Raw genomic sequence first — 12,786 nt, forward strand, 5'->3', positions numbered from 1 at the left:
GGAACGGGAGCTTCCGGAGAAATTCTTGAAACTTTTCCCCAAATAAACCTGTCAACCATTGTATCACCGACAACTAAAATAGATTTATTTTTTAAACTTAAAACTTTTTTTAATAAATTCATACAAACTCCAATTTATAATTTACAATGTATAATTAGGTATTTTTTGCTACGGCAAAAAATCTAATAAATAATTAAAATTAACAAAGTGAATTTTTCCGACATTATACATTCTACATTTTACACTATACATTTTAAAAAAATCTTACAAATTATAAGTAACTTTTATTTTTTAAATAGATGCAATAATCTTTTACGGAATCTTCAAGTTCCATAAATTTATGGTTGCAACCTGCCTGCCTTATTTTATCCATTTTTGCTTCGGTAAAATATTGATATTTTCCTCTTAAAATTTCAGGCATATCAAAGTACTCAATATTTGTTTGTTTACCTACAGCCGCAAACATTGATTTTGCAATATCGTTCCAGCTTCTTGCTTTTCCGGTTCCTATGTTAAACAATCCCGTATTTTTAGGATTATTTAGCAAAAACATCATAACTTCAACCACATCTTTTATATAAACAAAATCTCTTAAAGAATCTCCGTCCGCATATTTACTGTTATAAGATTTAAAAAGCTTTATAATACCTTTTTGTGCAACATCATCATAAGTTTTACATATAACACTTTTCATTGAACCTTTATGATATTCATTAGGGCCGAATACATTAAAAAATTTTATTCCTGTAACTTTATCATTATATTTATTTCTTAAAAGCCATAAATCGAAAAGTTGTTTTGAATATCCGTACATATTTAACGGAGCAAGTTTGTCTATATTGCAATTATCATCATACCCGTTTTCTCCGTTACCGTAAGTCGCCGCAGATGATGCATAAATAAAAGGGACATTCAAATCCATTGCCCACAATGCAAGTGTTTTTGAATATTCAAAATTGTTGTGAATATAATAATTTGCATCTGTTTGTGTTGTAGAACTGCAGGCACCCAAATGAACAACAGCTTGCGGTTTTTGAATTTTTTTATCTTTAACGGCTTGAAGGAAATCTTCTTTTTGCATATAGTCATAAAACTTTTTTCCTACAAGATTTTTCCATTTTTCACCGTTATCAAGATGATCAACAACCAATATATCGTCTATTTTTTCCTGATTTAATTTCCATAAAAAACAACTTCCTATAAAACCCGCACCGCCGGTAAGTATTATCATATTTCACTCCCATAAAATTTTTATAAATATTAAGTTTTTGCTTTGCAAAAACACATTTAATTATACATTATAAATTGTATTTTAAAGGTTGCCACCATTTTTTATTATTCAAATACCAATCTATTGTTTTTACTATTGCCTGTTCAAATTTATATTCGGGTTGCCAGCCCAATTCTTCTTTTATTTTTGTTGCATCAATAGCATATCTTCTGTCATGGCCTAAACGATCCGTAACATAATTTATAAAACTTTCATCTTTATCCAAATATTTTAAAACCGTTTCGGTAATATATCTGTTTGTCTTTTCATTATTTCCGCCGACATTATAAATTTCCCCGTTTTTACCTTTATGCAAAACCGTATCTATTGCACTGCAGTGGTCCTCTACAAAAAGCCAATCTCTTATATTTAAACCGTCGCCATACAAAGGAACTTTTTTACCTTCCATAAGGTTTGTTACAAATAACGGAATTAATTTTTCCGGAAACTGGTAAGGTCCGTAATTATTTGAACATCTTGTAATATTAACAGGTAATCCGAAAGTATGATGATATGCCATTACCAACAAATCGGCACTTGCTTTACTTGCAGAATACGGGCTGTTAGGACTTAACGGTGTTTTTTCCGTAAAGAAACCTGTTTTTCCGAGTGAACCGTAAACTTCATCCGTTGATATTTGAAAAAATTTTTCTATTTTATATTTTTTTGCAACTTCAAGTAAATTTTGTGTTCCCAAAACATTTGTCTTTATAAAAATATCGGGATTGGTTATGCTTCTGTCCACGTGAGATTCTGCTGCAAAATTTATGATAACATCTATTTTATTCTCAAAAACTGTTTTATCAACCAATTTATTATCTGCAATATCACCTTTAATAAATAAATAATTAGGATTATCTTTTATGTCATCCAAACTTTTTATATTCCCCGCATAAGTTAATAAATCAAGATTAACAATTTTATAATCTTTATATTTATTAAGCATATAACGGACGAAATTGCTTCCTATAAAGCCGGCACCGCCGGTAATTAAAATATTTTTCATTTTCTAATCTCCGTAGACTGCATACTTTTTATAAATTTTTCCGCTCATCATTTCGGCAGTTCTTTGTGTCATAATGTTATCATCCAAAATCCATGACAGCTCGCAATTTTGATAACCGCCTTTAACCGAATTTATAAGAGCTTCAAGTGCCATGTAAGCTTCTATTCCTTTTTTTCTATATTCTTTTCGAACACCCATTATCATAAGACGTAAATCTTTAATTTTATTTTTATAATATAAAAATTTAAAAATTCCCGCAGGGAACAAGCTTCCGTTCATTTTTTTAAACACATAATTATAATCCGGAACCGCTATAAGCATTCCTATTGCTTTATCTCCGTCATAAGCAAGCATTATAATATTAGGATCTGCCAAATCCACTAAATCGTTTGCTATGGCTTCAAATTCTTCTCTTGTCCAAGGGACAAAGCCCCAATTTTTTTCCCAAGCGGAATTATATACATCAATTATATCTTCAAGTTCTTTCTTAAAATTTTTTTTATTAAAAGCTTTTATTGTTATATTAGGATTTCTTTTTTGAACTATTTTTAATGCTTTTGTAAGTCTTGGCATTCTATCATCTAAAGCAACGGGAATATTATAAGCATAAAGTTCTTTAATCTTTTTTAAACCGCATTTTTCCGCTAAATTCAAATAATACTTATGAGTATAAGGCATTAACAATTTAGGACTGCTGTCAAAACCTTCATATAAAAAACCGACTTCATCGTTCGTCGACGGATTCATCGGTCCCATCATTTTATTTATTTTGTTTTCGGAAAGCCAAATTCGAACACTTTTAAATAATTCCTTTGCAACCGAAACATCATCAACGGTTTCAAAATATCCGAAAAAGCCTATCCGTTCATTTTGAAAATCAATATAATTATAATCTATTATACCTGCAATAATTCCGACTATTTCATTATTTTGATTATATGCGGCAAAAAATTGTTTTTTTGAATGTTTCCAATAAGGATTTTTATCAGACAAAGTTTTTTTCAATTCCGATTTTAAAGGCGGCACCCAATAAGGATTATTCTTATAAAGTTTATGTTGAAAATTTATAAAAATATCAATTTGCTTAAAACTTATTTTTTTTACGGTAATAACCATTATTTTGTGAACCACAAATTTTTAAGCCATCTTTTTGTGGCAGTAGCAAATTTATTATTATCGGAGAAAGAAAAACTCCATCTTCTGTTTTTTATATTATAAGATGATTTTGCCATTTTTTTTCTTATACTGCCACCGGGAATTATTCCGAGTTGCTTTGCTACTTTTTCAAATTTATCAAGAATCATTTCAAGGTGTTCATCAGTATGAGTTGCCATATAACTTGTTCTTATTATTGCCTGCCCTTCAGGAACTGCAGGGCTTACTATGGGTGATGCAAAAATACCTTCATCAAATAACATTGCACACATTTGAAAAGCTTTCATGTCCTCACCTACGGTTATGGGAATAATGGGAGACTCCGATGTTCTTGTATCAAAGCCGAGCGATTGAAACCCTTCTTTCATTTTTCTTGTATTTTCCCACAATTTTGCTCTTCTTTCAGGTTCATTCTGTAAAATATCCAAAGCAACATCTATCGCACCTACACAAGCAGGAGGTAATGATGCCGTAAATATTAAAGACCTTGCCGTATGTTTAATATAAGTTATAACTTCACTTCTGCTTGCAATAAAACCGCCTATGGAAGCCAAAGATTTTGAAGCCGTTGCCATTAAAACATCTACTTCTGGTTCCATATTAAAATACTCGCCTGTACCCTTCCCGTTTTTCCCGAGAACACCGAGCGAATGTGCCTCATCAACATAAACTCTTGCACCGTATTTTTTTGCAAGCGCGGAAATTTCCGGAAATTTTGCAATATCTCCTTCCATACTGAATATACCGTCAACAACTATAAGCGCAGATGTTCCTTTCGCCTGAACTTTTATCAACTGTCTTTCCAAGTCACCCATATCATTATGTCTAAACCTTAACATTTCACCGCCGAAAGAAAGCCGGCATCCGTCTATAATTGAAGCGTGGTCCAATTTATCGGTAACGACAAATTCACCTTTACCTACCAAAGAAGATAACGCACCTAAATTTGAATGATGTCCGGTAGTAAAAAGTATTGCAGATTCTTTGCCGACAAACTTTGCAAACTTTCTTTCAACTTTTTCATGTAAATCATTTGTTCCGTTTACAAATCTTGAACCCGTACATGATGTTCCGTATTGTTTTGCGGCTGCAACAGAACCCTCTATAACTTTTGGATGATCCGCAAGCCCCAAATAATTATTGGAACACAAAACTATTTTTTCTTTACCGTCAATTTTTACAACAGGTCCTTGAACGGTTTCTACTCGTTTAAAATACGGATATATACCTGCCGATTGCAAATCTCTTACTGCAGTAAATTTTATACATTTTTCAAAAATATCATTAGACATTAAAAACTCCCATACATAAATTTAGTAAACTAAAACCATTTATTTTCTTTATACCAATTGTATGTTTTTATTGCGCCCGTTTCAAGTTTTTCAAATTCAAAACCTATATCGCTTACAATTTTCTCATTACCTATAATCCAATTTTCTTTTAAAATTTCACCTACTTTTTGAACACTTAAAACTTGCGGTTTTTTAGTAAACATTTCTATAAAATTATAAAATATACCGGCAAGTTTAAAAACAAAATCAAATACCGGAACAGTAAATCTTATCGGTACATAATTAACCTTAGCTATCGTATCGGCAATATCCTTCCATGAATAAATTTTACCGTCACAAACAGAATAAATTTTATTATCCGTAACATAAGATTCGGATTTTATTATTTGCGATATAATTTTTGCGATATCTTCAACATAAACAACTTGGACAAAATGTTTGGAAATTGTTTTTAAAGAAATTTTATTATGAACTATTTTAAACACCGTGAATATATCTTTATCTCTCGGTCCGTATACTGCGGCAGGTCTTAAAATTACATAAGGGACAAAACCCTCCAATTTCTTTACTTCCTGTTCGGCAAATAATTTTGTTTTACCGTAATCGGAAACAGGTTCTTCTTTTCCAAAGTCTTTTGGAACATTTGATAAACTGGGACCGACAGCCGATTGAGATGAAATGTATATAAATTTTTTGATATTTTCTTTGTTATTTTTTACGGCTTCAACCAACTTTGCAGTAATTGCGGTATTTACTTTGTAGTAGTCATCAAATTTAAGTGCTCTAACCAACCCTGCGCAATGAACAACGACATCAACGGAAGAAATCAATTGTTCAATAAACATATCATCATCCAAATCACCGTATTTTATTACGGCATTGCAATTTTCTATATAATGTAAATTAGATGTTTTTCTAACCGGACAAACAACTTCATTTTTATCAGATAACAGTTTTTCAAGAATATGACTGCCGACAAATCCTGTTGCACCGGTAAGTAATACTCTCATGAATATAACCTCTATACAAAACAAAATGGCGACGGGTGGAATTGAACCACCGACCAAAGGCTTATGAGTCCTCTGCTCTACCCCTGAGCTACGTCGCCGTTTACAACAAACTATTTAAACATTTAAACAATTGAATTAAAGAATAAAACTATTTGTTTATTTTATATTTTTACTTATAAAAAGTCAATAACATGTATGGAATATTAGATAATTGGAAGATTTAAGAATTAGAGGCAAAGTTGAAATATTTTTTATTCTATTGTATATTTAGTGTATTATACAAAATATCAGGTGATTTATGAAAAAAATATTAAGTAAAGTTATTTCATTTTTTACATTAAAACGGATTTTTAAATTTTTTATTTCATTAATTGTATGTTTATGTATTTTTTGCATATTTGTTCATTATTCCTTAACTCATATTCTTAAATCAAACCATGTAAAAGACAGAATTATATCTTTTGCAAATGAACAAATGAACTTGGAATTAGATTTTGACAGAATATCGGCAAACTTATTTTATTTTTCATTAAATGATGCTGAAGTAAAAATAAAGGGAGATTCAAAAGATTTTGTTTTCATAAAAGAAATAACATTATATTTTGCACCCTTACGATTACTTTTCGGCAAAATTCATATTTTTAGAATAAGTATATTAAAACCGCAAATAACAATATCTAAAAATCAAAAAGAAAAATTCAATTTTGAAAAAATTTTGGAAGCACCTTTATTTACCGAAACTGAAGAAAAGCCGGAAGAACCTAAAAAAGAACAAGAAGATGATGATGTTTTGAATTTAATGTGTAAACTTATTCAAATAAGAGATTTGGAGTTTATTTATATCGATGATAAAGAAAATATTTCGGCTAAAATTTTCAACTCCAACATTGATATATCAAACATATCGTTAGCAAACCCTTTCAATATAAAAAGCGATATTCATATATCCGCTGATGTAAATGATACATTAAACATTCCGGAAATAATTATAACCATTGATTCCGTTTGTAATTTAAATAATTTACAATTACAAGATGCCGTTATTGACATAAATAAATTTTTTATAAAAACAGATAAAGCAAGCATTACAACTTCCGGGAAAATAAATAATTTTTCAAACCCGAATATCTATTTAAACATCAAAATAAAAGATTTATCTTCCGATACGGTAAAATATATAATGAAAGATAAAAGCTTTTCAATTACGGAATTTAATATTCCTATTATATCTTTACAATCAAAAATAAAAACAAATTTAGAAAAAGAAAATATTAACATAGAGATTTTCTCTGCTGAAATGTTATCATCCGTTATTGATATAACAGGTTTTTTGAATTATTCCAAAATGATTTATGACTTTAATATTTCATCCGATTTTATACTTGATAAATTAACCGAAATTACGGATATAATAAAAGATTTTCAACCGAAAGGTAATATAAAAACAAACATACACTTAACAAACGATAATGTTGACGGGACTATTAATTTAATACAAATCGGAGCTTTTTTAGAACAAGCAGGAATTTTAACGGATATAAATTCCACAATTGACATAAAAAGTTTATCCGATATTTCATCCAAACAAATAACAGGTAAATTAAATGACGACCCTTTTTCGGTAAATTTTTATTATACGTTAAAAAATAAGGTAATGGATATAACAACAAATTTCAAATCCGATAAAATAAATATTAAATCGTCACAAAAGAAAGAAAACAAAAAACAGGAAACAAAAATTAAAGATACTAAAGAAGATAAATCAAAATCAAGTTCTTTTCCGGAATGGTTACAAACAATAAATATAAAAGCCAATTCGGATATAAAACAATTAAACTCTTCCATGTTTTCCGGTTCCGATATTTCATTAAAAATAAATTTATCCGATATTACACCCAAACTTGATAAAACTCACGGGAATATTGCTCTTTTTACTGAAAAAGGAACAATAAAGAATTTATATGAATTGTCCGATTCAAATGCATTAATGAAAGTAATGTTTACCTCTCTTGTAGTTGTAAGTAAAGTTATAAATACTTTGAATGTTCTTGACGTGTTAAAAAGTATAGGAAGCGTTGTAGCTTCAAATTCCGACGAAAAAAACAATAATACGGAACCGGAACAAAATGAAGAGCATGAACAAATAAACGGAAAACTTGATTATGAAAAATTTGAAACAGCAATAAACTTTGTTAAAGGAGTTGCAAACTTTCAAAATTGTTCGTTTTTATCAAATGTTTTTTCTTTTAAAGTAGGCGGTAATATAAATTTTACGGATGAAAGTTTAAAAATGAAAGTTAATGCTGCACCCGGCAGGCAATACAGTGATGACGGTGTTATGCCTCTTACAATAAAAATAACAGGAACTATAAATGAACCAAGCGGCAATCTTAGTCTTTTAGGAAGTGTAACTTCTTTATTGACTCAATCTTTATTCAATAATTTGGCATCAAATTTTTTGAAAAAAAGTGTTTCCGGACTTATGAATTTGGGCAGTCAGGACGGTATTGCAACAGTTGATGAAGATAACACCGACAAAGATACAACAAAAGATGAAACGGTATTTATAGAATAAAAAAACAGAGATAATTTTATTATCTCTGTTTTTTGTTTTTAACTTTCAATTTCAAAATATACAAACTATTTGTTTTGCAAATTTTCCTCTTATTTTTTCAGCTTTTTTACCTGTAACAATATCGCCTTCTATAATATCTTTTTTATTATCATTCCATAAAATTTCAATTTTCTTTATTTCCATAGTCGGCAAATACGTACTTTTCTTTGATTTATTTATATAAACCAAATCCGTTGCAGAAAATAATTTTGCTTTAAATTCACCTTTTTTATCAAAAAACTCCGATGATATTACAGGTTTTAAATTAAATACAAGTTCATTACTTTCATTTACATAAAAAGGTTTATATCCTAAAATCATCGTAAGCCACATATCTATAAATTCCGCAGTTGAACCGCTGAGTCTTGCCACAAACCCCCTGCCCCAATTCCTTTTATCCGGAAATGCACTTGAAGAAATAAATGAAGAATTTTCCAATATACTTCTTCCGTAAATTTCAGGTTTTAAAAAGCACGGGAAACAAGTTTTTATTGATGAGAAAAATTCTTCATAAAGACCTGCTTTTAAAAGACCTAATAAATATTTGAATTCCATGTGCATAAATACGGATTCGTTTTCAAGCCAACCGGGCAAAAATACTCTCGATCTTCCTATTTCGTTAGATTCGCCAAGCAAAGAAGAACATACTTTAAACATCTTAAGTTCTTTATCATAAAGACCGCTTTTTTTAATAGCGGCAAAATGTTGTTTTGCCTCTTGTTTATTATCCGACATTCTCATATAATGTGTTTCTGATTCCAAAAATAAAGGTAACGGATATCTTTGAAATTTTGAAACTTTAACACATGGTAATCCTTTGGAATTTTTTTCGTTATTTTTTTGAAATTTTGTTGCTTCATATCTGAAATAAGTAACATACAAACCCGTTTTCGGATCTATGGCTTTTTTAAGCCCAGCATTTATTTTTGCTACCGCTTTATCTATAAATTCTATTACGGAATTTATATTTATTTGTTCTTCTTTACCGTTTATGCCGAATATAACGGATTTTCTGTATGCTTCTTTTAATGTTGTTGCTTTATCCCAGAAATCGAAACTTGATAATTTTTGTTTTAATAAATTACATAATCCTTTAAACAAATTTGCAACTTCTACCGGCACAAATATTTTTTCATTTTTATTTTCTTTTAAAAGATTTCCAAAGAAAATCATCATTTTTCTTAATTCAAACACTTCCGGAGTTGATGAGCCGAAAAGCCCGGGAAGTCCGTTTAATGCATCATACCAGCCGGGTTTATCCGATTCCATTTCTATGCCTATACCTTCACTGTCCAAAGTTGCAAATTTTACCGACATTATTGTTATAAATTTTGAAGCAAGTGTCGTATAGTAAATATCACCTTTACCGTTATTTGTTCTTAATGCGTTAGGATTAACTTTTCTTGACGCTATAAGTTCCGACTTTTCATCCGACTTTATTACGGAATTATATTGGCGGACAACTCCTTTAGGTGTTAAAACATATTTTTGGTTTCTCGGTAAAACATAATGGTCGTTATCATAGTAAATAAAAGATTTATCGTTAAAAAAGAGTTCTTTTTTCTTATCCGGATATATTGTTAAAAAACTTTCTAAAATGTCAAAATTATATTTCCAATGATCTACCCAATAACCTTCACCGTGATTTGCATCGTTTTGAGCTTTTGCCGTTGTTACAACTTTGGAAATAAAATCTTCAAATTTTATTTTTGTTTTTATGTTTGAAAATTCCATAAATGTTGCAAGTGAACCCGGTTCAAACGGTTTTTTGAAAAAATTGTTCAATTTTTCTTCATCTTTTTTACTTGCCAAATCACTTATTATACTTTTATATTCTTTACTTTTTGTATCTATAACAAAAAGTGTTCCTTTAACCACCAACGGATTACAAGCATCTATTTGCAACAAGTTATAAAATATTTTTACGGCACTATCTTTTACATTAGGATTAAAGAAAATATCTTTTCTTCTGTTTTGGTTTACATCTCTAAAATTTCCGTTGCCCTGCGAATAGTAGTTAGGTGATACCTGAAACTCATTATAATCTCTTTCCAAATCTCCGTGTTTTCTTGAAAAAACATAATACATTGCGGATTTATCGTTATATTTAAACTCTATCGGAAGACCGCCTCTCATAACATTATCAAGATAGTTTTGCCTGCAATACATATCAAATTCCGGTATTGAAGAATGAGTTTCCATATTCGATGTAATTGAATTTATTAAAACTTTATTTTCTTCCTGTTTTGTTTCAAAATATTTCACATCAAACTTTTTAACAAAACCGTTTAAAGATTTTACACTTTCAATGTGACCGACTATGGAATATATTTTAAAACTTTCCTTTGCTTTTAAATTTTGTTTTGCATAACTGAAAGCCGTAGGATACTTGTTATCGGCAAACTGTTTTTTAGGATACACAAAATTTTCGTTAAACAATTTTTCGGGATAAACAAAGCTTGTATCGGAACCGAATAAAATATCCGGATCAATTATGATATCGGCTTGTTTTACTTTTTTGTCTTGTAACAAAGAGAAATAAAAGTTACCTTCAGTAATTTCTACAACTTCGGAACTGTCTGCCGTTTCAACTTTTAACTTATAAAAAGGAATTCCTGTTTTATCGAAATTATCAACTTTTGTCCATGCCTGAATTGTCGTAGACATATATTTTTGTGACCACGAATTAACATAATAAGGAAGAATTTTCGGCATACCGTCAACAATTTCTATCTGCATATTTTGTTTAGAAATATTTTCAACGATAACTTTTCTTAAAAGCCCTGCTAACGGTTGGTTAGGCAAAGTAAAATATTTAACGGTCGTTTTTATACCTATTTTTATATTTGTTTCTTCTATCGTTAAATCATAGGCGGAAACATACATATTTTGTTTTATATTTTTTGTATCGGCACTGTTATTTTTAAAAGGTTCGTAACAAACTGTTTCTTTGGATTTTTTTATTTTTAAAAAAGTTCTAAAACCAAAAGTGCTAACCAAATTATAACTTACATTTGCAGGATAAAATTCCATTATCGCATAATTTTTATTTTTTATACCGAATGTACAAATTCCCTGCCCTCTGTTAACATAATATGCCCACATCGGAATGCCTTTTACTCCGGAAATGCCTGGGAAAAAGCTTGAAAAAGTCGGTGCTAAATTATAATTTTCAATAACAAAACTTCCGTCCTGGTTAAGGTAATACTTAAATTTGTTAGCCATTTTATCCTCTCGATTTTTAATTATGAATTATAAATTAAAAATAAAATTTTTATTAAAATTTATTTTTTAAAAACTCTTTTGAAAATAAAATCTACATTTTTAAAGTGCGGCGATAAATCGCAATCTCTTCTTATTTCTTTTTCGTTCATATATTTTCTTATTTCTTCATCTTTTAATGCAACTTCTTCCAAACTTATATTTTTTTCTCTTGCCGAAAATGCAAGCCGCTGCATAATTGCATATCCTTGTTCTCTTGTTAAACCTTTATCAACCAATGTTAATAAAAGTGTTCCGGAACATATAACATCTTGTGTTTTATTCAAATTCTTTCTCATATTTTCAGGATATACATTTAACCCGCTCAATAAAGTTTGCATTCTTTTTAAAATATAAAAAAGCCCCATTGTTGCATCCGGAAGCATAATTCTTTCCGTTGACGAATGGCTTATATCTCTTTCATGCCATAAAGCAATATTTTCCATAGCTGTTACGGCATAACCTCTTAAAAGTCTTGCAAATCCGCAAACATTTTCAGATATTATAGGGTTTCTTTTATGTGGCATTGCCGATGAGCCCTTTTGACCTTTTGTAAACGGTTCTTCGGCTTCTGCAACTTCGGTTCTTTGTAAATGTCTTATCTCAAGTGCTATTCTCTCAAGATTACTTCCTACATGTGCTATTGTTGATAAAAATATTGAATGTCTGTCTCTTGGAACAATCTGTGTAGAAACAGGTTCCGGTTTTAAGTTCAATTTTTTGCATACATATTCTTCTACCTTCGGACTCAAATGTGCAAATGTTCCTACGGCTCCCGAAATTGCTCCGTAACTTACCGTTTCCAAAGCATAATTTAACCTGTCAAGTGAACGGCTAAGTTCACTATACCAATTTGCAACCTTTAAACCGAATGTTGTAGGTTCGGCATGAACTCCGTGACTCCTGCCCATTGTCGGTGTATACTTGTATTTTAAAGCCAATTTTTTTGTTATTTTCATTAACTCTTTTGTTTCTTTTATAAGAAGCAAGCATGATTGTCTCATTTGAACAGCAAGAGATGTATCCAAAACATCCGACGATGTCATACCCATATGCAAAAATCTTGCTTCGGGACCGACTGTTTCAACAACACTTGTTAAAAAAGCAATAACATCGTGTTTAACGGTTTTTTCTATTTCATTAATTCTGTCTTTATTTATTTTTGCCTTCTTCTTAAC

8 protein-coding genes and 1 tRNA gene are annotated in these 12,786 nt (G+C 30.1%); 1 reads left to right on the forward strand and 8 read right to left on the reverse strand.

All coding sequences use genetic code 11. The features are described 5' to 3' along the window. Nucleotides 1-271: 271 nt before the first annotated feature. The 6 genes from rfaD to ACMUOV_RS07675 form a co-directional block, all read right to left on the reverse strand. On the reverse strand, nucleotides 272-1,231 hold the full coding sequence (gene rfaD / locus ACMUOV_RS07650; protein ID WP_413854543.1) for an ADP-glyceromanno-heptose 6-epimerase: 960 nt from the start codon (nucleotides 1,229-1,231) through the stop codon (nucleotides 272-274). A 67-nt stretch (nucleotides 1,232-1,298) separates the two neighbouring features. After that, entirely contained in the window at nucleotides 1,299-2,276 is a 978-nt protein-coding gene (gene rfbB, locus ACMUOV_RS07655; RefSeq protein ID WP_413854544.1) for a dTDP-glucose 4,6-dehydratase, read from the reverse strand. Between the two features lie 3 nt (nucleotides 2,277-2,279). After that, on the reverse strand, nucleotides 2,280-3,407 hold the full coding sequence (locus tag ACMUOV_RS07660) for a hypothetical protein (protein WP_413854545.1): 1,128 nt from the start codon (nucleotides 3,405-3,407) through the stop codon (nucleotides 2,280-2,282). After that, entirely contained in the window at nucleotides 3,392-4,723 is a 1,332-nt protein-coding gene (locus tag ACMUOV_RS07665) for an aminotransferase class I/II-fold pyridoxal phosphate-dependent enzyme (protein WP_413854546.1), read from the reverse strand. The genes ACMUOV_RS07660 and ACMUOV_RS07665 overlap by 16 nt, the downstream gene beginning before the upstream one ends. A 29-nt stretch (nucleotides 4,724-4,752) precedes the next feature. Beyond that, complete coding sequence (locus ACMUOV_RS07670; protein ID WP_413854547.1) at nucleotides 4,753-5,733, reverse strand: NAD-dependent epimerase/dehydratase family protein; 981 nt, start codon at nucleotides 5,731-5,733, stop codon at nucleotides 4,753-4,755. Between the two features lie 26 nt (nucleotides 5,734-5,759). Further along, nucleotides 5,760-5,831: transfer RNA gene (locus ACMUOV_RS07675), tRNA-Met, on the reverse strand. A 200-nt stretch (nucleotides 5,832-6,031) separates the two neighbouring features. Here ACMUOV_RS07675 and ACMUOV_RS07680 point away from each other — a divergent pair. Next, a complete protein-coding gene (locus tag ACMUOV_RS07680; RefSeq protein ID WP_413854548.1) occupies nucleotides 6,032-8,308 on the forward strand; it encodes a hypothetical protein in 2,277 nt (758 codons plus the stop codon). A gap of 51 nt (nucleotides 8,309-8,359) precedes the next feature. Here the strand turns inward: ACMUOV_RS07680 and ACMUOV_RS07685 are convergent, their stop codons facing one another. Both ACMUOV_RS07685 and purB read right to left on the reverse strand, forming a co-directional pair. Next, entirely contained in the window at nucleotides 8,360-11,572 is a 3,213-nt protein-coding gene (locus ACMUOV_RS07685) for a cellobiose phosphorylase (protein ID WP_413854549.1), read from the reverse strand. 59 nt (nucleotides 11,573-11,631) lie between these two features. Continuing rightward, nucleotides 11,632-12,786: adenylosuccinate lyase (gene purB / locus ACMUOV_RS07690; RefSeq protein ID WP_413854550.1), on the reverse strand; the 1,155-nt coding region annotated here is incomplete at its 5' end.

Origin of the sequence: Candidatus Ruminimicrobium bovinum (assembly GCF_902760015.1) — a bacterium.
GTDB classification, from domain to species: Bacteria; Elusimicrobiota; Endomicrobiia; order Endomicrobiales; family Endomicrobiaceae; genus Ruminimicrobium; species Ruminimicrobium bovinum.

Excerpts from the sequence above, each read along its gene's own strand:
- rfaD (WP_413854543.1), bottom strand. The coding sequence starts at position 1,231 with ATGATAATACTTACCGGCGGTGCGGGTTTTATAGGAAGTTGTTTTTTA.
- ACMUOV_RS07665 (WP_413854546.1), bottom strand. The coding sequence starts at position 4,723 with ATGTCTAATGATATTTTTGAAAAATGTATAAAATTTACTGCAGTAAGA.
- rfbB (WP_413854544.1), bottom strand. The coding sequence starts at position 2,276 with ATGAAAAATATTTTAATTACCGGCGGTGCCGGCTTTATAGGAAGCAAT.
- ACMUOV_RS07685 (WP_413854549.1), bottom strand. The coding sequence starts at position 11,572 with ATGGCTAACAAATTTAAGTATTACCTTAACCAGGACGGAAGTTTTGTT.
- ACMUOV_RS07670 (WP_413854547.1), bottom strand. The coding sequence starts at position 5,733 with ATGAGAGTATTACTTACCGGTGCAACAGGATTTGTCGGCAGTCATATT.
- ACMUOV_RS07680 (WP_413854548.1), top strand. The coding sequence starts at position 6,032 with ATGAAAAAAATATTAAGTAAAGTTATTTCATTTTTTACATTAAAACGG.